Source organism: Lactobacillus acetotolerans DSM 20749 = JCM 3825 (assembly GCF_001436775.1).
GTDB classification, from domain to species: Bacteria; Bacillota; Bacilli; order Lactobacillales; family Lactobacillaceae; genus Lactobacillus; species Lactobacillus acetotolerans.
The window spans coordinates 1-23,652 of sequence record NZ_AYZC01000026.1; the positions used below are offsets into that span (position 1 = coordinate 1).

The window sequence follows — 23,652 nt, forward strand, 5'->3', positions numbered from 1 at the left end:
CATATAAAAAGACCTCCTGGATTAGACTCTTCGTCTAGTTCAGGGGGTTAACTTCAGGCAGTTCAATTGAACTGCTTTTTTAGTTGTCATTTTCTTTTAGAAAACTTTGAATGATTCTTTCACGTGCTGCTAAAAATACTAAATTATGGCCAGTTGGGTGTACTCTGTTGGTCAAAAGAACCAGACCAGATTTCTTCAATCGATCTAGAATGATCAGGGTACCTGTGTACCCCGTATGAAGAATGATTGGGTAGTGGTATTGCGGATCGAAGCGGAGGTCCCATCCCCATGATCGGGGCTTAATACCGGGTAAATTTTTATTTTCATATAATTTGCTAACGGTATCTTGGCTATAGGGCAGAATATGTTGATTTAATCCAAGATAGCCTTTACCAATTGCTATTAGATCATCCATTGTTGAAAATAAGCCTGCAGAACCGCAATCACTGCCTAATTGGCGTGCTTTAGGATCATGTGGGATACCTTGTAGCACATGACCATTAATAATGGCTGTGGGGACACAATCAGCTTTCTTGGGATGGAAAGTTGTGTGTTTAAGTCCCATAGGATTAAATACTTCTTTTGTAGCTACTTCTTGAACAGGTTCGCCAAAAATTTTTTTAATTACGAGCCCCAATAAAACGAAATTTGTGTCAGCATAACGCATCTTTTTTTCAAATTCATCGGTAACGGGTAAATGAATAATCGCATTAATTAGTTGATCATGGCTTAGTTCATCACGGTGGGGAATCCAGCCACGGATACCGCTAGTATGGGTAAATAAATGATAAAGCCTAACCCGTTCATCTTTGAATTCGGGTATAAAACTATGTAATGGTTCTGTGAAATTTATTTTACCTTGATCGTATAGTTTTAAAAGTACATTTTCGGTTGCCAGAACTTTGGTTAGGCTGGCTAGGTCATATTCAGCAAATGGACTTAATTGGGTAACTTTAGGATAAATGCTGGCAAAGCCGATTGTTGAGGTAAAAGTTTGTTTACCTTTGATAAAAGCATAATTAACTCCTGGAACGATTCGTTCAGAAACCATAGATTCAATTAGAGTTTGTGTTGTTGAATAATCAATCATTATTAATATCTATCTTTCATAATTGTTTGTGCTACGTTTTATTATAAACAAAACAACTTGACAATGATATTTTTAACAAGCATAATATTAAATGTTGATTTTGCCCGTTGGTCAAATGGTTAAGACGCCACCCTCTCAAGATGGAGTTACGAGTTCAATTCTCGTACGGGCGATTTTATTAGTGGGATATAGCCAAATGGTAAGGCGCAGGTTTCTGGTTCCTGGATGTTTCGGTTCGAGCCCGGATATCCCAATAAATAGGATTTCACCTTTATGTCAATTGCTTTGAAGCTTGATATAAAGGTGTTTTTGATTTTGGAAGTTTTTTAAAATTAGCTGAAAACGGCTAAAAAAACTTCATGTAAAACTTCATATTTCAATTTTGACGTACAAGTGGGCTAATCTTAGATATTTAACTAAATTGGGATAAAAATATTTAATTTTATTGTATAATATTAAATATTTAGAGAGGATCTAAAATGAAAGAAAAGATACTATCTTTAATTACAACTATATTTAAGAAACCATTTAGTAATTTTATATATGTAATATTATTTACTATTATTACTGGTATATTTTCTATTATATTAGATGAAGTAAAAAATATACCGATATGGTTATTATGCATTATGCTTTTTGTAATACTTATAATGTTTATTATTATGATTTTGGATGTTCTTAAATTTCTTACTGAATCTGCTGAAACCTTTTTTAAAAAAAAGAGGCTAAAAAATCATTTATTTGATGTAATAACAATTAGTATCTTCACCGTATGGAGTATAGTTTTCATTTGTAGTGTTAGCATAACTATTGTTGATGGTGATAATATTGGATTTTTTATACACAAAATTTCTAATTTCCTTATTCTTTTTTTATCTGCTATTACGATATGGATATATTATTTTTGCTTTGTTTGGGAAAATATTTTAAAACGAAAAGATACTATATTTATTGTTGAAACCCTTAAAAGTATATTAGAAGCAGCAGTAGTATGTGTAGGGATGCTTAAAATAGGTAATTATACATTGCTTATAATATATTTTACGTATTTTGCAACGATTTTGTATCCTATACTTGATATGTATAAATATGCTTTAAAAAAGATAAAAGAAAAAGAAAGGCAGCAAAAGAAAGAAAAATTAGAATTAATGCATTATGATATATTTCAGTAAAAATAAGCCATAGATACTAATTCAATAGTATTTATGACTTTTTTGATCTTTTAAATTTTATTAATTACATTCCAGCTTTAATGATCTTCTTTTCGGCCATTGCTTTACGAAGTGATAATAGAGCAGTGTAAGTAGACAAGATATAAACCTTCTTAGTAGGCAATTTATCAAGTTCTTCTATTAAACTGTCATCATCAGTTGTAGTGACCATTTTACCTGGATCGAAACCAGCTACCTCTAATCTAAAGCCCATATCGTGCCAACGTTGACCTCCGACTAAAAGCCGCTTAACTTTTTTCTTATCTAATCCTTCAAAGTCTGCATCCCATATCCATGACGTATCGATTCCATCGGCATGGTTGGCATTAAGCAAAGCGACTAAAGAATAGTTATCTTTTTCAGTATTAAGCATGTGTAAAACTTCGTCTAATCCAACCGGATTCTTGACTAAGATTAAATCGATTTGTTTACCATTATATTTAATTAATTCTTGCCGACCGAAAATTCTCTTGTTTTCTTCGAAAGCTTGTGCAACTTCATCATCAGTCAAACCAAAGTAGCGAGCAACTGAATAAGCAGTTAACGCATTATAAATATTGTAGGTACCACCGATATTAATTGAATAATCCCGATTACCCATTTGAAATTTAAGGCTATTAGGTGTTTGCTTAATAATTTTATTAACTGTATAAGTTAAATTCGGTCTGTGGTAGCCACAGTTAGGGCAGAAGAAATCACCTAAGTTTGCATAAATACGTTCGTGGTAATGCAAAATGTGATCACATCTCGGACATAAGACACCATCTGTGTTTACAGGTGCTTTAAAATCATTTTCTTTTTTATCGTCTGCTAATTTAAAACCATAAAAGATTTTTTTATTTGGCAACTTAACAGATGAAAAAATACTGGCATCACCATTGGCAATAATAGTTGCGTCAGGTGCTAACTTAATCCCGTTAACAATCTTGTCGTAAGTTGTGTAAATTTCACCGTAACGATCCATTTGATCACGGAAGATGTTGGTTAATACGAACACACTTGGATGAAGTAATTTAGAAACCATCTTTATGTTAGCCTCATCAACTTCAAGTACGGCAATTTTCCGCTTAGCTTTTTTATTTTTATGTGCTAAGAATGCGGTGACAATGCCTTGTAACATATTAGAACCAGATGGATTGGTTAATATATCACCGTACTTTTTGCGTAAAATTTCAACGATTAGTGCCGTAGTCATTGTCTTACCATTAGTTCCGGTGACAATAACTGTTTCGTAACCCTGACCTAGCGAACTAAGAACTTCAGGATCAATTTTCATCGCAAATTCACCAGGGAAACTGGTTCCCCCCTTAAGAACATTATGAAGGAACCAATAACTTGATTTTCCAGCAAATTTAGCAATTCCTGATTTTAGACTCATATTTATCCCTCACTTTAAAAACCAAAATCAACTATAGCATAGAGCCAGTTTGAAAACGAGTTTTTGGCGTCTATTTAACTGCACAAAATTCATTTTTCATCTATACTAGTTAAGCGGATATATTTTTAAATAAAAGGGGAATAAAATGGCACAGTTATTTTTTCGCTACGGTGCAATGAGTAGTGGTAAAACAATTGAAATCTTAAAAGTTGCGCATAATTATGAGGCGCAAGGACGTAAAATTGCTTTGATGACCAGTGGCATTGATAATCGAAACGGTGTTGGCACTGTTGCATCGAGGATAGGTCTTCACCGTAAGGCTATACCGGTAGATGCAAAGTTAAATCTGTTTGATTATATTAGTAATAAAAATAAAAAAGATGAGGCTGAAGGTAATGGTAAACTGGTCTGTGTCCTTATCGATGAAGCACAATTTTTAAAAAAGCACCATGTTTTAGAGTGTGCCAGAATAGTTGATGATTTAAAAATACCTGTGATGACTTTTGGTTTAAAAAATGATTTTCAAAACCATTTATTTGAAGGCAGTGAAAATTTATTGATTTATGCTGATAAAATAGAAGAAATGAAAACTATTTGTCATTTTTGTGGTCATAAGGCAACCATGAATTTACGAATCAATAATAAACAGCCTGTTTATGAAGGCGAACAAGTCCAAATTGGTGGGGATGAAAGTTACTACCCAGTTTGTCGTTTTCATTATTTTCACCCAGGTCAGAATAGGTAGAGAGGAAAAAGTAAGTTATGGATAAAATTATGGAGCAACTGGAAGGCTTAGTTGCACATTATGAAGAACTCCAGGAAATGATGGCTGATCCGGAAGTTATTAATGATACGAAACGTTACATGAAAGTTTCAAAAGAAGAAGCAGATTTGCGCGAGATTGTTCAAAAGTATAAAAAATATAAAGCTGATAAGAAAGAAATTAAAGATAACAAAGAAATTATCTCTGGCGAAAATGATCCTGATTTAGTTGAAATGGCTAAAGATGAAGATGAAGATCTAAAAAAAGAGATTAGTAAATTAGAGGATCAAATTAAAATTTTGATGCTGCCGAAGGATCCAAATGATGATAACGATATCATTATGGAAATTCGAGGTGCTGCCGGTGGGGATGAAGCCTCACTTTTTGCCGGGGATTTGTTTAGAATGTACGAAAAGTACGCTGAGCGTCAAGGCTGGAAGACCTCAATTATCGATAGCGAGCCAACAGAAGTTGGTGGTTATAAGCGAGTTGCGATTATGATCACTGGTAAAAAAGTTTATTCTAAGCTTAAATATGAAAACGGTGCTCACCGGGTACAAAGAATTCCGGCAACCGAATCGCAAGGGCGTGTTCATACCTCAACCGCAACTGTTGCGGTTATGCCAGAATATAAGCAGGTTGACATCGATATAGATCCTAAGGATATTCGAGTTGATGTTTACCGTTCTAGTGGTGCTGGTGGTCAGCACATTAACAAGACTTCGAGTGCCGTTAGAATGACCCACATTCCAACTGGCATTGTTGTTGCTATGCAAGATCAGCGTAGTCAGCAGCAGAACCGTGTGAAGGCTATGCAGATTCTAAAATCACGTGTTTACGATTATTATGAAAGTCAGCACCGTAATAAATATGACGAAAAAAGAAAGAATGCCGTCGGTACCGGTGATCGTTCTGAAAGAATCAGGACTTATAATTACCCACAGAATAGGGTTACCGATCACAGGATTGGTTTGACTATTAATAAGCTTGATAAGGTAATGAATGGCGACCTTGATGAGATAATCGACGCTTTAATTCTCTATAACCAAACTAAGCAATTAGAGGAGTTGGCTGATAAGAATGCTTAAAACTTTAAAAGATTTACGAATCCAAGCTGGTGAAACGGCTGAAAATGCCCGTCCAGAGGACATTGATTATGTTCTTTCTGAAAGATTGGGACTAACGCCAAGTGAATTTCAAATAAAACGTGACATGGTCTTAGATGATAAGCAGGTAAAGCAAGCTCGTAAAGATATTAAGAAGCTTGCCAAAGGTATTTCTCCTCAATATATCTTGGGTTATGCATGGTTTTTAGGTTATAAAATTATGGTCCAACCAGGGGTGTTGATACCTCGGTTTGAAACTGAGGAGTTAGTCGAATGGGCATTGAAACACCTTCATTCTGGTGAAAAAATTCTTGATATAGGAACTGGATCAGGGTGTATTACCGTTGCTCTAGGTAAAGAAGCTGAAAAAAAGGGGATTAAAAATCTAGATCTTTATGCTTCAGACATTACCGACTCAGCTTTACGAACCTGTGAAGAAAATTTCTTAACTTACAAACTGGATGTGACTGTGCGTAAAGTCAATATTTTAATTGGACTTGAAAAGTTTGACAAAATAATTTCTAATCCGCCGTACATCAAAGATGATGAGGAGAAGGACATGGACCAAAATGTTTTGCAAAACGAGCCTAAAAAAGCCTTATTCGGTGGAAAAGATGGAATGAATTTCTATAAAAAATTTGCAAAGCAGGTCCGTGAACACTTAAATAGTCATGGTGAGTTTTTCTTAGAATATGGTTTCAGTGAAAAAGAGCAGCTTGAAAGTTTATTTGCAAAAGAATTACCTGATTTTGATTTGACGTTTAAAAATGATATGGCTGGGAAGCCACGTATGGTTTATGGAAAGTGGAAGAAATAATGGAAACAAAGATTTTTTCTAAAGATCAATTAGATGATGCTGTTAAATTATTGGCAAAGGGTGAGTTAGTAGCTTTCCCCACTGAGACAGTGTACGGATTAGGTGCAATCGCAACTAATGAAAAAGCAGTAAAGAGTGTTTATGCTGCCAAGGGCCGTCCTAGTGATAATCCACTCATTGTTACTGTTTCTGGCGAAGAAATGATGTCTAGGTATGTAGAGAAAGTGCCAGAGCGTGCCAAAAAATTGATTAATCAATTTTGGCCAGGTCCTTTAACTTTGTTATTATTTGTTAAAAAAGGTGCTCTTCCAAAGGCTGTTACTGGTGGGTTGCCAACTGCTGCATTTCGTTGTCCTGATGATAAATTGACACACGATTTGATTGCTAAATTAGGTTACCCGATCGTGGGGCCTTCAGCTAATACTTCTACTAAACCAAGTCCAACGACCGCTCAACATGTTTATCATGACTTAAAAGGTAAAATTGCAGGAATTATTGATGATGGTCCGACCAAGGTTGGCCTTGAATCTACCATTATTGATTTGTCTGTTAAAAATCCGGTTGTGCTTCGTCCAGGTAAGATTACCCCTGATGAGCTTAGTAAAGTTCTAGGAGAAAAGGTACGCATTAATTCAGGTAAGGTATCTGATAAGGAAGTTCCTAAGGCTCCAGGGATGAAGTATCGCCATTATGCACCAAGTGCACCAGTTACTGTAGTTGATCATGCAGATGATTTTGCTAAGATTGATTTAAATAATGAAACGGGTGTGGCTGCACTTAAAGGTGAGCTTGGTAAAATTGATTTACCGGATGAAAACAAATTTAACCTAGGTAATAATTTAACGGATGCTGATCATAATTTGTTTAGCAGTTTACGTTATTTTGATGATAAAGCTAATATTAAGCATATTTATGTTCAAGGATTTAGCGATGGTGAAAGCAGTTTAGCTTATATGAACCGTCTTAATAAAGCTGCTGCCGGTCATCATTTAAATGTATAGATAAAAAATAAATGGCAAAGGGCTTTAAACCCTTTGCCATTTTGATTAAAATACCTTATGGATATAATTATTCTAATAGGAGGAAAATATGGGTAAGTTCACAATATTGGATCATCCGTTGATTCAACACAAATTGACAATCATTCGGCGTAAGGAAACTGGTTCGAATGAATTTCGTAGAATTGTCGGTGAAATCGGTGGTCTTATGACCTACGAAATCACTAGAGATTTACCATTAAAAGATGTTGAAATTGAAACACCTATTGGTAAAACAACCCAAAAAGAGATTGCTGGTAAGAAAATGACCATTGTGCCAATTTTACGTGCCGGCATGGGAATGCTTAACGGTGTTTTAGAGATGGTTCCTTCAGCTAAAGTTGGCGTTATTGGAATGTATCGTGATGAAAAGACGCTTAAGCCCCATGAGTATTTTGTTAAAATGCCCAAAGATGTAGCTGAACGTGAATGTCTGATAGTTGACCCAATGCTTGCCACTGGTGGTTCGGCAAATATGGCAATCGGTGCTTTGAAAAAGCGTAATGTTAAGAAAATCCGTTTAGCCGTTTTGGTAGCTGCACCAGAAGGTGTTAAGGCAGTTCAAAAGGCTAACCCGGATGTTGACATTTATACAGCGGCTGAAGATGATAAGTTATTACCTAACGGTTATATTTACCCAGGTTTAGGTGATGCCGGCGATAGATTATTTGGTACTAAGTAATTTATCCTTCTAATAAATAAGAATTTAAATACGCTTACAATTTTCACAAAATAATTTATTGGTGTTAATATGGGAAACGTGTTCGAGTTTATTCAGCACAAGAAGGGAGGTCACGAAGTATTGGAGAAATCGTTTGTTTTCAAGTTCTTAGGCTTGAGCTTTGATCTCACTGGGATCATTGGTTCAACCCTAATGGCACTTGTGGTTTTGTTTGTCTGTATTTGGCTCTCACGTAAAGTTGAAATGAAACCAAACAAAAGACAAAATGTGATAGAATATCTGCTCGATTTTACCGACGGTATTGTTAAAGACAATGTCAGTGATGAAGACGCGCAAAAACACCTATCCCTTTATGCTTTTGTTCTATTTCTCTTTATTTGGTTCATGAATATGCTAGGTTTGTTCATGGAAGTCAAAGTTGGTGACTGGACAGTTGTTAAATCACCAACTGCTGATCCAGTAACGACAATGTCGTTTGCAATGATGACCTTGCTTTTATCGTTTACGTTTGGAATGCAAAAGTTTGGTGTTGGTGGTTACTGGCGTAATTATGCTTCACCTGTTGGTTTTCTATTTCCAATTAATATAATTGAAGAAATAACTAACTTTTTAACTTTATCCTTACGTTTGTACGGTAATATTTATGCCGGTGAAGTTTTATTAACATTGATTGGTAATCGTTTGGCTGTAAGTTTTGGCCTTCCAACAATGATTTTAGCAGCTCCATTGGCTATGATTTGGCAAGCTTTCTCTGTCTTCATTGGCTCCATCCAGGCATATGTTTTCGTAACTTTGTCAATGGTATACATTGGGAGAAAGGTTACTAAAGAATAATTTTAATAATTTTTTGGAGGTTTATTTATGTCAGAAGCTTTTAAATATCTTTCCGCAGCTATTGCAGCTGGTGCTGCAGCCTTAGCTGCATCTTGGGGTAACGGTAAAGTTATCACTAAAACTGTCGAAAGTATGGCTCGTCAACCTGAGAGTGCCGGTAATTTAAGATCAACTATGTTTATCGGTGTTGGGTTGATCGAAGCCGTTCCTATCTTGGCTATCGTTATTGCTTTCTTGATTCTCTTCCTTTAATTTGATCGATAAAGAAAGAATTAGATTAAAAAAGAGAGAAGGGCAGTAAATGACATTTCAAACATTATTTGCAGCCTCATATCATATCTATTTAGGTAATGCTATTTGGTATCTTATAGTTTTTGCTCTTTTGTTGCTTTTGGTTAAGCATTATGCTTGGGGCCCAGTCTCCAAGATGATGGAAAAAAGGCGGCAGAAGGTCATTGGAGATTTAGATTCAGCTGCAAGCAATCGCAAAAAAGCCGAAACTTTGGCTAATGAGCGAGAAGCTGCTTTGAAGAATTCAAGGCAAGAAGCAACTAAGATTATTTCTGATGCAAAGGCTAATGTGCAAAAAACTAGCAGCAAAATAGTAGCGGATGCTAACGAAAACGCCACTTCAATTCATAAGAAAGCAGAGGTTGAAGCTAAACAAGCTAAGACTGATGCAATCAATGATGCACGTGGCCAGGTTGCGGATATTTCTGTAGCAATTGCAGAAAAGGTAATTTCTAAGAATTTATCTGCTAAAGATCAAAAAGATTTAGTTGACCAATTCATTAAGGGGTTGGATGATTAATGGCTTTAAGTAGAGAAGAAATTGCCAACCGTTATGGCAGTGCTTTGTTTGGTTATGCGCAGGACATGAGGGCTTTGGAAACTGTATATGATGATTTACAGGAATTAAAAAAAGCTGTTCAAGCTAATCCAAGAATTCTTACAATTTTGAGCGATCCTATATTAAATGGTGATGAAAAGAAGAAATCTTTGTCGGTAATTGAACAGGGATTCTCAAAAGAAGTGCAAGCTTTCTTAAATTTATTGCTTGAATATAATCGCTTTGGAAATTTGCTTGATATTATCAATCGTTTCAATGACCTTTATGACGATGCTAAGTCGATCACATCTGGGACTGCTATTACGGCAGTAAAATTAGATCCTGATCAACTTAAGCATTTAAGTGAAAGCTATGCAAAGAAATATAATTTAAATGCTGTGCGTCTTAAGAATCAAGTTGATCCAAGTATTTTAGGCGGCGTGATTCTCCAAGTGAAGGACCGCGTGATCGATGGCTCAGTAAAGAATAAACTGACAAAGATCCGTGCGCAGTTAATTAATAATGATTAAAAGAGGTGAAACCATTGAGCATTAAAGCAGAAGAAATTAGCTCTCTGATCAAGCAACAACTTGAGCACTATGATAATAAGATCGATATCAATGAAGTTGGTGTCGTAACTTACATAGGTGATGGTATCGCCCGGGCTCACGGACTGAATAATGTTTTAGCTAATGAGTTATTGGAATTTGAAAATGGTTCTTACGGTATTGCACAAAACCTAGAAACTGATGATGTTGGTATCATTATTTTAGGTAATTTTGACGATATTCGTGAAGGCGACAAGGTTAGACGAACCGGTCAAATTATGCGAGTTCCAGTTGGGGACGAATTAGTCGGTAGAGTTGTAAACCCTTTAGGCCAGCCTATTGATGGTTTGGGTAAGATTGATACGAAAAAAACTCGTCCAATTGAAGCCCCAGCCCCAGGAGTTATGGATCGTCAGTCAGTTAAACAACCACTTCAAACTGGTATTAAAGCTATCGATGCTTTAGTTCCAATTGGTCGTGGACAGCGTGAATTGATTATTGGTGACCGTAAGACTGGTAAAACTAGTTTAGCAATTGATACGATTCTGAACCAAAAAGGTCAAAATGTAACTTGTATCTATGTTTTCATTGGGCAAAAGGAATCAACTGTCAGAGCGCAAGTGGAAACTTTAAAGCACTTCGGTGCGATGGATTATACCATCGTTGTTGAAGCCGGCCCAAGTGAACCAGCACCAATGCTATATATAGCACCATATGCCGGTACTGCTATGGGTGAAGAATTTATGTACAATGGGAAGGACGTATTGATCGTATTTGACGATCTATCCAAGCAAGCCGTTGCTTACCGTGAACTTTCCTTGCTACTTCGTAGACCACCTGGTCGTGAAGCCTATCCAGGCGATGTCTTTTATTTACACTCACGTTTACTTGAACGCAGTGCTAAGCTAAACGACAAACTGGGTGGTGGATCAATGACAGCTTTACCAATCATTCAAACTGAAGCAGGAGATATTTCTGCATATATTCCAACTAACGTAATTTCTATTACTGATGGTCAGATTTTCTTACAAAGTGATATGTTCTTTGCAGGAAATCGTCCGGCTGTTGATGCTGGTAACTCAGTTTCTCGTGTTGGTGGTAACGCTCAGATCAAGGCTATGAAGGAAGTCGCTGGTACTTTACGTACTGACCTTGCTGCATATCATGAACTGGAAAGTTTTGCGCAATTTGGTAGTGATTTGGATCAAGCCACTCAATCTAAGTTGAATCGTGGTCGTAGAATTGTTGAAGTTTTGAAGCAACCACTTCATGATCCAATTTCAATTGAAAAGCAAGTTATAATCTTTTATGCCTTGACGCATGGTTATCTTGATTCAATCCCAGTTGAAAATATTGCTCGTTATGAAAAAGAGCTCCTTGATAACTTTGATAGTAGTCATGAAGACCTTTTAGAGCACATTCGCAAGACTGGTGAATTGCCAGATAAAAAGAAGTTACAAACTGCTGTTGAAAAATTTACAGATAGTTTTTCACCAAGTAAGAACTAGGAGGTAGTTATGCCTGCATCTTCACTTGCGTTGAAGAGAAAGATAGCCTCAGTTCAACAGACTGGTAAAATTACTGAAGCAATGAGGATGGTTTCAGCCGCTAAGTTAAGCCAAACTCAAAAAAGGGATAAAGGTTATACAGTTTATAATAATCAAGTAAGGCGTACATTATCACGCTTAATGAGTATGCAAGTAGTCAATCAGTTACATAAAGAAAATGTAACGGTTGATGAAAATAATATTGCTAAAATTGATTATAGTGATGTTTTTGGCTTAGGTATTACTTTAGATTTAATTCAAGAACGTAAGAAAATTAAGTCCTCTGGATATTTAGTTATTACTGGGGACCGTGGATTGGTTGGCTCTTACAATAGTTCTGTTCTGAAGAACATGATGAGTTTATTTGAAGATTCCAAAGCTGAAAATAAGGATGTAAAAATTCTAGCTGTAGGATCAGTTGGTGCACAATTTTTTAAGAAAAATAATTTAAATGTTGTTTATGAAAATAACAATATCACTGACGTCCCAACTTTCCAGGAAGTTTTACCAATTGTTTCAACCGCGATTAAAATGTATTTGAATGGAGTTTATGATGAATTGTATGTTTGTTATATTCATCATATCAATACACTTTCTTCTGCGTTTCGAGTTGAAAAAATGTTGCCTATCATTGATTTAGATATTGGTGTTAAGGAAGCTAAAGCTCATAAAGATATAGAATATGAAATCGAACCTGATATTAATACTGTCTTAACGACTTTACTTCCACAATATGCACGTTCAACAATTTACGGTGCTATTTTGGATGCAAAAACGGCTGAGCATGCTAGTTCAATGACTGCTATGCAAAGTGCGACAGACAATGTTGATGATTTGGTATCTAGTTTAACTACTAAATTAAACCGTGCAAGACAGGCACAAATCACTACTGAAATTACCGAAATTGTCAGTGGTGCAAATGCCTTGAAATAATTAGAGAAAAGGAGGTAGATGTTTTGAGTGAAGGTAAAGTTGTTCAAGTAATTGGCCCAGTCGTCGATGTTAAATTTCCACTTAATAAAGACCTACCTGATATTAACAATGCTCTTCGCGTCATCAAGTCAAAAGATGATTCGATTGTACTTGAAGTTACGCTTGAGCTTGGTGATGGAGTTTTAAGAACAATCTCGATGGAATCTACCAACGGTCTTCGGCGCGGAATGAAAGTCGAAGATACAGGTGGTCCGATCTCTGTACCTGTTGGTGAAGATACTCTAGGACGTGTATTTAACGTTTTAGGTCAACCAATTGATAATGGTCCAGCGTTTCCAAAAGATCATCGTCGTATGAGTATTCACAGATCGGCTCCTAAGTATAAGGATTTAACTACGAGCAGAGAAGTTCTTGAAACTGGTATTAAAGTCATTGACTTACTTGAGCCATACCTGCGAGGTGGTAAAGTCGGTTTGTTCGGCGGTGCCGGTGTTGGTAAGACTACTATTATTCAGGAGTTAATTCACAATATTGCTCAAGAACATGGTGGTATTTCCGTATTTACTGGTGTTGGTGAAAGAACTCGTGAAGGTAATGATCTTTACTTCGAAATGAAAAAATCAGGCGTCTTAAGCAAAACTGCCATGGTCTTTGGTCAGATGAACGAACCGCCTGGTGCCAGAATGCGTGTAGCATTAACTGGATTAACGCTTGCTGAATACTTTAGAGATGTTGAAGGTCAAGATGTATTACTCTTCATTGACAATATCTTTAGGTTTACGCAGGCTGGTTCAGAAGTTTCGGCATTGCTCGGACGTATGCCAAGTGCCGTAGGTTATCAGCCTACTTTGGCTACTGAAATGGGTCAATTGCAGGAAAGAATCACTTCTACCAAGAAGGGTTCAATTACTTCAATTCAAGCCGTTTATGTCCCTGCTGATGACTATACTGACCCAGCTCCGGCTACTACTTTTGCTCACTTGGATGCCACCACTAATCTGGAACGTAGCCTAGTTGAGGAAGGTATTTACCCAGCTGTTGATCCGCTTGAATCTACTTCAAGTGCTCTTGACCCAGAAGTTGTTGGGAAAGAACACTATGAAATTGCTACTCGTGTACAACATGTATTGCAACGCTATCATGAATTGCAAGACATTATTTCTGTTTTAGGTATGGATGAATTGTCTGACGAAGAAAAGGTCATTGTTGGCCGTGCCCGTAAGATTCAATTCTTCTTATCACAGAACTTCTTTGTTGCTGAGCAATTTACAGGTGTGCCTGGTTCATATGTTCCGATTAAGGATACGCTTAAAGGATTTAAGATGATTTTAGACGGTCACCTTGATGATTTACCAGAAGATGCCTTTCGTGGTGTTGGACCAATCGAAGATGTCTTGAAGAAGGCACAAAAGATGGGTGTTACCCCAAGTGATCCAGAAGCTAAAGCATTGCTAGAAAAGTAGGGTGACGTCAAATGGCAGATCCAGAAAAACTTTTTAAGGTAAATGTTATAACTCCTGATGGTATGACTTATTCTCACCGTGCAAGTATTATTGAAATGCGGGCGATTGATGGTGCACGTTCAATCATGTACAATCACTTACCAATTTTGACACCGCTTGCTATTGGCGAAGTAAGAGTTAAGCGCAGTCAGGAAATGAATCAGATTATTGATCATATTGCGGTTAATGGTGGCTATCTGGAATTTTCAAATAATACAGTTACCATTATTGCTGACAGCGCTGAACGTGCTAGAAACATTGATGTTTCTCGTGCGGAGGCTGCCAAGGAACGTGCTACAAAGCGTCTAAAAGTAGCTAAAGAAAAGCATGATCGACGATCATTAGAAAGAGCTCAGATTGCATTGAGGCGAGCTGTAAATAGAATTAGTGTTTACAAGTCGAAGAAGTAAATAAATCTGAATTTTTAAACGGATGCACGAAGGTGCACCCGTTTTTGTTTAATTGGAAAAGTGAGAAATAAGAATGTTTCAGCTAGGTGTTCATGCGATTATTAGTATAGTTATTTACTTGATTACAATTGGCCTTTCATTTCAATCTGTTAAAGCAATAAGGATAGAAAAATTTATTAAGAAAGGCAGAGTTTTTGAAGCTCAAATTTTTCTTTTGTTTACTGCGATTGCATTAGGCTTTTTAGTTGGGAAATTCTTTATAACTTTAATTGACACATCTTTGCAATTAAGTAATTTCTTTTAAGACTTATTAAAAACGTTAATACTAAGGGCATCGTTTGTCCTTTTATGGTAAAATAAACGTTGAATATTTATGGAGGGTTATCGTGGCACGAGATATAGGAATTGATTTAGGGACAGCAAATGTACTTATCAATGTCTCTGGAAAAGGTATTGTGTTAAATGAGCCATCTGTTGTTGCTGTTAATACGAGTACAAATAATGTAGTTGCAGTTGGTACAGAAGCATACAAGATGGTAGGTAGAACGCCAGGCAATATCCGGGTAATACGACCATTAAAAAATGGTGTTATTGCTGATTTTGATATTACCGAAGCAATGCTGTCATATTTTATTGAAAAATTAAACGTTAAGGGCTTTATGTCAAAGCCTAATATTTTGATCTGTGCACCAACAGGTGTTACTTCAATTGAGCAAAAGGCTATTATTCAGGCAGCTGAAAAATCTGGTGGCGGCAAAGTATACTTAGATTTTGAACCTAAGGTTGCTGCTGTTGGTGCTGGACTTGATATTTTCAAGCCTCAAGGCAACATGGTTATTGATATTGGTGGTGGTACTACCGATATTGCGGTTTTGTCTATGGGTGAAATTGTAACTAGTCAATCAATGCGGTATGCCGGTGATAGGATGAACCAAGCAGTTATTTCTTATATTAAGAATAAGCATAATTTGTTGATCGGTTCTCGTACTGCTGAGCAGATTAAAATTGAAATTGGTAGTGCTTTTGAACCTGACAAGGATGCAAGCATTACCGTTCGTGGTCGTGATGTAGTAGATGGATTGCCAAAGCAAACAACTGTAACGGCTCCTGAAATTCAAGAAGCATTACATAATGGTTTAATGTCTATTGTTGCGGCGACTAAGGAAGTACTTGAGAAGACCCCACCTGAATTGTCAGCTGATATTATCGATCGTGGTATTATGCTAACTGGTGGTGGAGCTTTACTTAAGAATATTGATAAATTAATTTCATATTACTTAAAAGTTCCAGTTTTAACTGCTGATCATCCACTTGAGGCGGTAGCTAATGGTACAGGAGTCTTACTTAAGAATATAGAAAAACATCAACGTCATTAAATGAGGAGTTTTACTTGCGTAAGATTTTGATTTTTTTAGTCCGTATTTATCAGAAATTTATTTCACCAATTTTACCAAAAAGTTGTCGATATTATCCCACTTGTTCAGCTTATATGATTGATGCTTTAAAAAAGCATGGACCATTTTTGGGGTTGATCATGGGAATTTGTCGTATTTTGAGGTGTAATCCGTTTGTACGTGGTGGGGTGGATCCCGTACCTGATAAATTCACTATTTTTCGAAATCCCCATCCGGAGAGATATGAGGATGCAATAATTGCAAGAAAATTTCATCCGGATAACAAGTAGGAGGGAATATGTCTAAAAAACTAGAGAATATTGATATTGAAGTAAATGAACTTAAGGATAAAAGCATTCCCACTTGGGAAGTTATTATTCCTAACAAAAAATCGATTGGTTTAATTGAAAAAATTAATGGCAAATATCGCGCAACTACCACCAAAACTAACAATGTTTTGTTTGATAAAAGTTTAGAAAGTAGTATTAATGATTTACTTTCATATTTTACTTTACATGAGAAATAATTAAGTAGTGATTATTAATGGTAAAAGTAGAGAATAAAACAAGTCTGGTAGATCGAATTGCTTGGAATATAGTTATTCCAGTAATTGCTTTAGCAATCATTGGTTTATATTCAATTTATGTAGCAGCGGTTAATGATCCTAGTCACATGGGTAGCCCACTTAAGGCTATTTTAATGCAAGGTTTATGGTATGTTGTTTCAATTGCAATTGTAGTTTTCGTAATGCAATTTGATGCTGAACAATTATTTAAAATCGCGCCGTATATTTATGCAATTGGTATAATTCTATTGATTGCCGTCCTGTTTTTATATAATAGGAGTGTGGCAGCCGATACTGGTGCGAAGAGTTGGTTTAAGCTCGGGCCATTGTCTTTTCAACCATCAGAAATTATGAAGCCAGCGTTTATATTAATGCTGGCTAGAGTGGTTCATGATCATAATCAGCGGTATGTTCATACGATTAAGAATGATTGGCTTTTGTTAGGCAAGATTCTTGCTTGGCTGGCACCAATCGCAATCCTATTAAAATTTCAAAATGACTTTGGGACTATGTTAGTTTTCATCGCTATCGTTGGTGGTGTAATTTTAGTTTCAGGTATTTCTTGGAAAATTATCCTCCCTTTATACGGAATAGTGTTCGTATTAGGGGCAGGAATAATTTTGCTAGTTGCCACACCTGGTGGGCAGTCAATGCTTAGCCATTTCTTTCAGGCATATCAATTTGAAAGGATTAAATCGTGGTTGAGTCCAGCAACTGATACTTCCAAAGGAGCCTACCAATTGTGGCAGAGTATGCAAGCAATTGGTTCTGGCCAGCTTTTTGGAAATGGTTTTGGAAAAGTAAATGTTTATGTTCCAGTCCGTGGCTCAGATATGGTTTATTCCGTAGTTGGTGAAACCTTTGGCTTTGTCGGCAGTGTGGCAGTCATTTTAATTTATCTTTATCTGATTATTCAAATGGTTCGTATCACTTTTGATACTAAAAATGCTTTCTATTCCTATATTTCTACTGGAGTTATTATGATGATTTTATTCCACGTGTTTGAAAATATTGGAATGAGTATTGATTTGCTTCCACTGACCGGTATTCCTTTGCCATTTGTTTCTCAAGGTGGTTCTGCTTTAATTGGAAATATGATGGGTATTGGAATGATTTTGTCAATGAAGTTTCATAATAAGGATTATATGTTCAGTACCGCTGGCGACTTTTAATATTTGAAGAAAAAAATAAAAGCTTTCAAGTTTAAACTTGAAAGCTTTTATTATAGCTATTTTTAGTTGTCTTTGTGGTCATTAAGTGCATCTTCAACTTCTTTAGTTCTACATACCAAAATGTCACAATCAGCAGTTCTAGTTACATATTCCGTAACACTACCGATTAGTAAACGTTCAACCGCATTAAGACCGGTAGCGCCAACAACAATTAAATCAATGTTGTGTTTCTTCGGAAATTCATGGGCAATAATAGTTTTTGGTGAACCAAATTCAATTGAAAAGTGAACTTCTTTCACTCCAGCTTTAGTTGCACGATCATAATATTTTTCCATTTTGTTTTTAGCATCGCTCGAGACTTGTTCAACCATTGCTGAATCAAAGCTAGAAACATTTTGGAAGGAACGGGTATCAATAACATGTAAGATTTCTAATGTTGCTCCGTTGCGTTTAGCTATGCCTACAGCTTTGCTGAAGGCTAAATCAGCTTCTTTTGAACCATCAACAGAAACCTGAATATGTTGGTATTGTTTCAACATCTTCTAAGCACCTCTTTCTACTTCTATTTTACCAAAATTTACTAGAAATTAATCATTCTTTTGGTTAATTAATAGACTAAAAATTAAAATTGTTAAAGTACTTAAAAGTAGGGTGATGAGGTTCATATATTTATTGGTTAAAAATAATAAAAGGACACCTAGAATACTCTCAAACAGTAAAGCAATCGAAGTCCAGGTAAGTATAATAGTAAATTTGGGATTGTTATCGGTGTTATAAATCAAAAAATGATCGTTTCGGTTGTGCCACATATAATAAGAGGTAAATAAAAGGACAATAATAAAAATCCCCATTATAATTTTAATAGCCATTTGAATAAAATGCTCCAATAAAAAAGAAACGGTCAAAAGACCGTTTCCTGTTAAATTTCTAAAGAAATCCGAGTTGAATAACATAGCACAATGACGCTTGTTGAACCCGCAGTGTCCAAAATTTGAGCTGATATCGCAGCGAATATGGATCCTGTACAATGACAGTATTCCGATTCGGTAGTTACTTATCAACTCTCACGTCTAATAGTTTGATCGGTCAACTTTATACATTTAAACTAGTCGATCAACTCAGATCACTTCTTATATTACCCAAACTTGCTTTGCTTGTCAAGAAAATAAAAATTGTGGAATTACTTGTCCCTCTTGACTTTGTTAAGCTTTTCTGCTTGCATTTTTCGCAAAATTTGATACTGCTTTTTCAAGCCCTTTTCGATTTTAGAATTGCCTTTAGGGTCAAAATACTGTGTGCCAATTAATTTGTCTGGTAGATATTGCTGAGCAATCCAATCATTCGGATATGCGTGAGGATAAATATAACCATTGCCATGTCCTAATTTTTTTGCTCCAGAATAATGTGCATCCTTTAAGTCGGCAGGAATTGAACCAGTCTTTTTGTGGCGCACGTCACTTAAAGCTTTATCAATTCCCTTCATAGCACTATTACTCTTAGGGGAGAGGGCAAGTTCAATTACGGCATTGGCTAATGGAATCCTTGCCTCTGGGAAACCTAATGTTTGCGCTGCTTGAATAGCCACAAATGCATGTTGAGCAGCGGCTGGGTTTGCCAGACCAATATCTTCATAGGCAATAACACTAAGACGGCGGCAGATAGAAATTAAATCTCCTGATTCGACTAAACGGGCAAGATAGTAGAGTGAGGCATCTACATCAGATCCCCTAATTGATTTTTGAAAGGCAGAAACGAGGTCATAGTGACCATCACCTTTAGCATCGAAGTTTTGACTCTTCATTTGGATAGAATCGGCCATTTCTTTTTGGTCAATCTTAAAATCTGAATCTTTTTTACCTGCATCTTTTAATTCTTGCTTAGTAGATAAAACAGCGAGTTCGAGTCCATTTAGCGTTGCTCTGAGGTCCCCATTACCTTTTTCAATTAAAAGCTTTTCTGCATCTTCTGTTAGGGAAACGTTGTATTTACCCAAACCATTTTCCTTATCTGTTAGAGCACGGTCAATTGCTGTAGCAGCATCTTTGGTTGACAAGGGTTTTAATTCGAAAATTTGGCAGCGGGAACGAATAGCAGGGGAAATAGAGATATACGGATTTTCGGTAGTGGCACCAATTAAAATTATTTGACCAGATTCAAGCAGTGGGAGTAAGAAATCCTGCTTCTTTTTGTCTAAGCGGTGAATTTCATCTAAAAGTAGGATGACCGTACCACTCATTTTGCCTTCTTCAGCGACCTGTTCTAATTGCTTCTTGCTATCAGTAGCGGCGTTGAGCTTTCTGAAGGCATATTTAGTAGAGCCTGCAATAGCACTAGCAATACTAGTTTTACCAATACCAGGCGGACCATAAAGAATCATAGAGGACAGGAGTCGGGCTTCAACCATTCTACGGATGATTTTACCGGGTCCAATTAAGTGTTGCTGTCCAACTATTTCATCTAAGTTCTTTGGCCGCATACGATATGCTAAAGGTTTCATTATCGATCTCCATGAAAAAGCCGGTGCCAAAAGCTAGTTTTTTTCTTGTTTTTTGGTTGGTCGAGTTCTTCCTTAGGCATTTCAGGTGCGTATACCTGACCGATTTCAATTCTCATTTTGTTAATAGCAGTTTTAGCTACAACCAAAATAGCAGTATCTTTTGCGCCGGTTCTGGCAGTTTCATTGTTCACTAAAGTAAAGGGGATACTGTATTTGCTACAAGCTGCTTCTACTTTACCTAAGAAATCATCATTAACATTGCCGTTAATTAGAACAGAATATCCCTTGTAGTCTAAGATATGCTTTAAAAATAGGTTAGTTAATTTGGGATTTTTAACTTCAGTATTATCCATTCTAACCAAGACCCGTTCTCTTAAAGACCCGAGATAGCGTCTTCTTTCATCTGGTTTAGTTTGCGGGGTTATCCCCTGAGCTGCATTTTCAACTCTTTTATTTAAATCATCAGCCATAATAAATTACCTCTTAAATAACAAAAAGCCCTTCCCGAAGGGGAAAGGGCTTTTGAATAAAACATAGAAATTAAAGTAACTTGTTGTAGTATTCAACGACAAGGGCTTCGTTAATTTCTGGTTCCATTTCATCACGTTCTGGTAAACGTACAAGGGTACCTTCCATCTTGTTGTCATCAAATGAAACAAATGATGGGCGAGATGCAACAGCATCCAAAGCATCTTTAACTTGCTGTAAGTCTTTTGACTTTTCCTTTAAGCTAATAGTTTGACCAACTTTAACTTCATATGAAGGAATGTCAACACGTTTTCCATCAACAGTAACGTGACCGTGATTGACTAACTGTCTAGCTTGTTCTCTAGTAGTAGCTAAGCCAAGACGATAAACGATATTATCCAAACGGCGTTCAAGTAAAATCATAAAGTTGATACCATGTTTACCTTCACGGATCTTGCCGGCACGACGGAATAAAGTTCTGAATTGACGTTCATTTAAACCGTACATCCAACGTAACTTTTGCTTTTCGTGTAATTGTTGACCATATTCGGACAAACGACCACGACTGTTAGGACCGTGTTGGCCAGGGGCATAGTTACGACGACTAATTTCCTTGCCAGTACCTGAAAGTGAGATACCTAATCTTCTTGAACGTTTCCAACTTGGACCTGTATATCTTGACATAAAAATCCTCCAATAAAATCTGATAACAGTTTTTGGAGTAAAATATTACACATAAGTTCAACATTCGTGCATCTTAATTTCCATTTTCGCCTGTTGCAGCGTGGGTTACTCATTCACTAATAGCGTATTAAGATGTTGACGTTCTTGTCACTTATAGCTGCAAATATTTTACACAAACTATATTGTATAAAGATATTGAGAATAAATCAAGAAAAAGCTTGTGTTTTATCCCGTTTTTTACATTCGTTTGGTATAATTATGGTAGTTTCGGAGGAGAAAGCATGTCATCAATTCAATCTCTAATTATAATTGCAATAATTTTAATAGTAATACTAGTCATTGCATTTATGCTTATTATGAACCGTCGGCAATTGCGTGAAATCATTGCAATTGACGATACAATGAATAAGATAGGAAAAATGCATCTTGGGCAAGATATAGACCGACTGGATAAAATGGATTTAGCCGGAGAAAGTTTAACTACTTTGAAGACTTGGCGCAAAAGCTACCAAGAGGCTTCAACAAAAAAGCTTCCTGAGGTTCAGCATCTAGTAGAAAAAGCAGCTGACCAAAATACGCATTACCATTTATTTAAAGCGCGTAAGAACATTAGAAAAGCCCAAGGAATTATTAAAACTACCTTTGATGATGCAAAGAATACTAAGGACGTTTTTACAGAATTATTGGAATCTAACCGGGGAAATCAGATTCAGTATGATAGTTTAATTAAAGACTATCATGATATCCGTAAAATGGTTTTAGCAGATTCATTTGATTATGGGGCTGCTTTAGACCAAATAGAAAATGAATTGACGACAATGGAAAATGATTTTGCTGAAGCAAAGAATTTGTCGTCTCAAGGTGATCACGTTGAAGCAAAGCGGGTATTGTCAAAGATTAAGATGACACTTACTTCCTTAAAAGAACAGTTACCTAAATTAAAAGAGGGGCGTCACCAATTAGATACAGTTTTCCAAGATCAATTACGTGAATTGTCTACTACCTATAAGAAAATGGTTTCAGATAAATATTATATTTCTGAAGTGAATGTCTTAAATGAAATAAAGTCTATTCATGACCAAATTGATGATGCTAGAGACCTTTTGGCTAACTTAAATGTTAAAAAATTGGCAGAAAAAAATAAAAAGATTAAGAAAGAAATTGACAATTTATATGATGTTTTAGGAAAAGAGTATAAGGCACGCCCGTTTGTTAAAAATAATCAGGCTAAAATGCTTAAGTTGATTTCTCATCAACAAGTTGAATCTAAGAGGCTTGTTGAAAAAATGCAACATATTGATGAAAGCTATGAATTGACTCACGGTGAATTGGATAAAAGTAAACACCTTGAGGAAGAAGTAAATGACATGAACCGGCAGTATACCATTGATACGCAGAATATTGCCGATGGTAAGGGCGTTTATTCTGAAATTAAGGATTCATGGCTTGCAATGCTTGACCGGCTTAGAGAAATTGATGACGAGCAGAAAAAGATGTCTCAGGATGTCGATGGATTGTATGATTCGGAAAATGTTGCCAACGATTCAGTTAATCAATTTAAGCAGGAAGTGTCATTAGTTTATCGGCGCCTTGAACGAAGAAAATTGCCAGGCAACCCTGATGCTTTTGTTCAGATGTATACATTAGTCGTTAACGAAATTGGTCATGTTAGTGATGAACTGAGTCAAGTTAGAATTAATATGGAAAGAATTTCTGATGAATTGATTCAAATTTCTGATGATGTTGAACGCCTGAAGAGAGAGGCTGATGACATTATTAATTCTGCTGATTTGGTTGAATTGACAATGCAATATTCCAATAAATATTCATCTAAGGATTCAATTAAGCAGGCGCAAGAAAAGACGATGAAACTTTATAGTCAAGATTATAATTATAAAGAAGCGTTAGATACGATTGCGACTGCAATTGAAAAGGTAGAACCGGGCTCATATCAACGGTTAGAGAATCTTTATTATTCCGATAAAAATAATAAATAAGCAGATTTGTATTTAATTATTTGGATGCTATAATAATTTGAAATTAATATTGTGATGACGTTCGTATTTATAATTGTTTGTTAGAAAACTAATGACGTCTTAATTGAATTGAAATTATTCAGTTAAGGCGTCTTTTTTCTACTCTAAGTCAAGTCATATTAATGATTTGGCTTAATTTATTTTCTTTA

General features: G+C 36.1%; 27 protein-coding genes and 2 tRNA genes. 22 read left to right on the forward strand and 7 right to left on the reverse strand.

The features are described from left to right. Positions 1 to 79 precede the first annotated feature (79 nt). Positions 80 to 1,090 (reverse strand): serine hydrolase domain-containing protein, encoded by a 1,011-nt coding sequence (locus FC77_RS04990; protein ID WP_056970383.1) that lies wholly within the window; start codon positions 1,088 to 1,090, stop codon positions 80 to 82. A 101-nt stretch (positions 1,091 to 1,191) separates the two neighbouring features. On the opposite strand from FC77_RS04990, the gene FC77_RS04995 reads away from it, so the two are divergent. The 3 genes from FC77_RS04995 (at position 1,192) to FC77_RS05005 (ending at position 2,262) form a co-directional block, all read left to right on the forward strand. Continuing rightward, a tRNA-Glu gene (locus FC77_RS04995) sits at positions 1,192 to 1,263 on the forward strand. A 9-nt stretch (positions 1,264 to 1,272) separates the two neighbouring features. Next, positions 1,273 to 1,344 (forward strand) — tRNA-Gln (locus FC77_RS05000). 225 nt (positions 1,345 to 1,569) lie between these two features. After that, positions 1,570 to 2,262 (forward strand): hypothetical protein, encoded by a 693-nt coding sequence (locus tag FC77_RS05005; protein WP_056970384.1) that lies wholly within the window; start codon positions 1,570 to 1,572, stop codon positions 2,260 to 2,262. Between the two features lie 64 nt (positions 2,263 to 2,326). Here the strand turns inward: FC77_RS05005 and FC77_RS05010 are convergent, their stop codons facing one another. Further along, a complete protein-coding gene (locus tag FC77_RS05010) occupies positions 2,327 to 3,679 on the reverse strand; it encodes a Mur ligase family protein (RefSeq protein ID WP_056970385.1) in 1,353 nt (450 codons plus the stop codon). A gap of 145 nt (positions 3,680 to 3,824) precedes the next feature. On the opposite strand from FC77_RS05010, the gene FC77_RS05015 reads away from it, so the two are divergent. The 18 genes from FC77_RS05015 (at position 3,825) to FC77_RS05100 (ending at position 17,818) form a co-directional block, all read left to right on the forward strand. Beyond that, positions 3,825 to 4,424: a thymidine kinase gene (locus tag FC77_RS05015; protein WP_056970386.1), complete on the forward strand. Its 600-nt coding sequence runs from the start codon at positions 3,825 to 3,827 to the stop codon at positions 4,422 to 4,424. Positions 4,425 to 4,441: 17 nt separating this feature from the next. Continuing rightward, on the forward strand, positions 4,442 to 5,530 hold the full coding sequence (gene prfA, locus FC77_RS05020) for a peptide chain release factor 1 (RefSeq protein ID WP_056970387.1): 1,089 nt from the start codon (positions 4,442 to 4,444) through the stop codon (positions 5,528 to 5,530). After that, complete coding sequence (gene prmC / locus FC77_RS05025; RefSeq protein WP_056970388.1) at positions 5,523 to 6,365, forward strand: peptide chain release factor N(5)-glutamine methyltransferase; 843 nt, start codon at positions 5,523 to 5,525, stop codon at positions 6,363 to 6,365. Before prfA ends, prmC begins: the two co-directional genes overlap by 8 nt. After that, complete coding sequence (locus FC77_RS05030) at positions 6,365 to 7,366, forward strand: L-threonylcarbamoyladenylate synthase (protein ID WP_056970389.1); 1,002 nt, start codon at positions 6,365 to 6,367, stop codon at positions 7,364 to 7,366. The genes prmC and FC77_RS05030 overlap by 1 nt, the downstream gene beginning before the upstream one ends. A gap of 88 nt (positions 7,367 to 7,454) precedes the next feature. Then, positions 7,455 to 8,084 (forward strand): uracil phosphoribosyltransferase, encoded by a 630-nt coding sequence (gene upp / locus FC77_RS05035; RefSeq protein WP_056970390.1) that lies wholly within the window; start codon positions 7,455 to 7,457, stop codon positions 8,082 to 8,084. Between the two features lie 120 nt (positions 8,085 to 8,204). Continuing rightward, a complete protein-coding gene (gene atpB, locus FC77_RS05040) occupies positions 8,205 to 8,918 on the forward strand; it encodes a F0F1 ATP synthase subunit A (RefSeq protein WP_056970391.1) in 714 nt (237 codons plus the stop codon). A gap of 27 nt (positions 8,919 to 8,945) precedes the next feature. After that, positions 8,946 to 9,170, forward strand: a complete 225-nt coding sequence (atpE, locus tag FC77_RS05045; protein ID WP_054681819.1) for a F0F1 ATP synthase subunit C — start codon at positions 8,946 to 8,948, stop codon at positions 9,168 to 9,170. A 49-nt stretch (positions 9,171 to 9,219) separates the two neighbouring features. Beyond that, positions 9,220 to 9,729, forward strand: coding sequence for a F0F1 ATP synthase subunit B (gene atpF / locus FC77_RS05050; RefSeq protein WP_056970392.1), 510 nt, complete (start codon positions 9,220 to 9,222; stop codon positions 9,727 to 9,729). Continuing rightward, positions 9,729 to 10,277 carry an ATP synthase F1 subunit delta gene (gene atpH / locus FC77_RS05055; protein ID WP_056970393.1) on the forward strand — a complete coding sequence of 183 codons (549 nt, stop codon included), beginning with the start codon at positions 9,729 to 9,731 and terminating at the stop codon, positions 10,275 to 10,277. The genes atpF and atpH overlap by 1 nt, the downstream gene beginning before the upstream one ends. Before the next feature lie 14 nt (positions 10,278 to 10,291). Beyond that, complete coding sequence (atpA, locus tag FC77_RS05060; protein ID WP_056970394.1) at positions 10,292 to 11,803, forward strand: F0F1 ATP synthase subunit alpha; 1,512 nt, start codon at positions 10,292 to 10,294, stop codon at positions 11,801 to 11,803. Between the two features lie 9 nt (positions 11,804 to 11,812). After that, the gene (locus FC77_RS05065) at positions 11,813 to 12,775 is read left to right on the forward strand and encodes a F0F1 ATP synthase subunit gamma (protein ID WP_056970395.1); all 963 of its coding nucleotides are present in this window, start codon (positions 11,813 to 11,815) and stop codon (positions 12,773 to 12,775) included. A gap of 23 nt (positions 12,776 to 12,798) precedes the next feature. Further along, positions 12,799 to 14,238 carry a F0F1 ATP synthase subunit beta gene (gene atpD, locus FC77_RS05070; RefSeq protein ID WP_056970396.1) on the forward strand — a complete coding sequence of 480 codons (1,440 nt, stop codon included), beginning with the start codon at positions 12,799 to 12,801 and terminating at the stop codon, positions 14,236 to 14,238. A gap of 11 nt (positions 14,239 to 14,249) precedes the next feature. Next, the gene (locus tag FC77_RS05075; RefSeq protein WP_054681821.1) at positions 14,250 to 14,687 is read left to right on the forward strand and encodes a F0F1 ATP synthase subunit epsilon; all 438 of its coding nucleotides are present in this window, start codon (positions 14,250 to 14,252) and stop codon (positions 14,685 to 14,687) included. 73 nt (positions 14,688 to 14,760) lie between these two features. Then, on the forward strand, positions 14,761 to 14,991 hold the full coding sequence (locus tag FC77_RS05080; protein ID WP_054681823.1) for a DUF1146 family protein: 231 nt from the start codon (positions 14,761 to 14,763) through the stop codon (positions 14,989 to 14,991). A gap of 82 nt (positions 14,992 to 15,073) precedes the next feature. Beyond that, the gene (gene mreB, locus FC77_RS05085; protein WP_056970397.1) at positions 15,074 to 16,063 is read left to right on the forward strand and encodes a rod shape-determining protein; all 990 of its coding nucleotides are present in this window, start codon (positions 15,074 to 15,076) and stop codon (positions 16,061 to 16,063) included. A gap of 14 nt (positions 16,064 to 16,077) precedes the next feature. After that, complete coding sequence (gene yidD, locus FC77_RS05090) at positions 16,078 to 16,371, forward strand: membrane protein insertion efficiency factor YidD (protein ID WP_056970403.1); 294 nt, start codon at positions 16,078 to 16,080, stop codon at positions 16,369 to 16,371. Between the two features lie 8 nt (positions 16,372 to 16,379). Continuing rightward, complete coding sequence (locus FC77_RS05095) at positions 16,380 to 16,607, forward strand: DUF2969 domain-containing protein (protein ID WP_056970405.1); 228 nt, start codon at positions 16,380 to 16,382, stop codon at positions 16,605 to 16,607. Between the two features lie 17 nt (positions 16,608 to 16,624). Continuing rightward, positions 16,625 to 17,818: an FtsW/RodA/SpoVE family cell cycle protein gene (locus FC77_RS05100; RefSeq protein WP_054681825.1), complete on the forward strand. Its 1,194-nt coding sequence runs from the start codon at positions 16,625 to 16,627 to the stop codon at positions 17,816 to 17,818. A gap of 62 nt (positions 17,819 to 17,880) precedes the next feature. Here FC77_RS05100 and FC77_RS05105 read toward each other — a convergent pair whose 3' ends face one another. From FC77_RS05105 to rpsD, 5 genes are all read right to left on the reverse strand, one after another. Continuing rightward, on the reverse strand, positions 17,881 to 18,357 hold the full coding sequence (locus FC77_RS05105; RefSeq protein WP_054681827.1) for a universal stress protein: 477 nt from the start codon (positions 18,355 to 18,357) through the stop codon (positions 17,881 to 17,883). Positions 18,358 to 18,405: 48 nt separating this feature from the next. Continuing rightward, positions 18,406 to 18,687 carry a hypothetical protein gene (locus FC77_RS08270; protein WP_056970407.1) on the reverse strand — a complete coding sequence of 94 codons (282 nt, stop codon included), beginning with the start codon at positions 18,685 to 18,687 and terminating at the stop codon, positions 18,406 to 18,408. Positions 18,688 to 18,998: 311 nt separating this feature from the next. Beyond that, complete coding sequence (locus tag FC77_RS05115; protein WP_056970408.1) at positions 18,999 to 20,315, reverse strand: replication-associated recombination protein A; 1,317 nt, start codon at positions 20,313 to 20,315, stop codon at positions 18,999 to 19,001. Continuing rightward, entirely contained in the window at positions 20,315 to 20,785 is a 471-nt protein-coding gene (locus FC77_RS05120; protein WP_056970410.1) for a YueI family protein, read from the reverse strand. The genes FC77_RS05115 and FC77_RS05120 overlap by 1 nt, the downstream gene beginning before the upstream one ends. A 70-nt stretch (positions 20,786 to 20,855) precedes the next feature. After that, positions 20,856 to 21,467, reverse strand: coding sequence for a 30S ribosomal protein S4 (gene rpsD / locus FC77_RS05125; RefSeq protein ID WP_054681828.1), 612 nt, complete (start codon positions 21,465 to 21,467; stop codon positions 20,856 to 20,858). A 281-nt stretch (positions 21,468 to 21,748) separates the two neighbouring features. On the opposite strand from rpsD, the gene ezrA reads away from it, so the two are divergent. Beyond that, positions 21,749 to 23,464 carry a septation ring formation regulator EzrA gene (gene ezrA, locus FC77_RS05130; protein WP_056970412.1) on the forward strand — a complete coding sequence of 572 codons (1,716 nt, stop codon included), beginning with the start codon at positions 21,749 to 21,751 and terminating at the stop codon, positions 23,462 to 23,464. Positions 23,465 to 23,652: the final 188 nt, after the last annotated feature.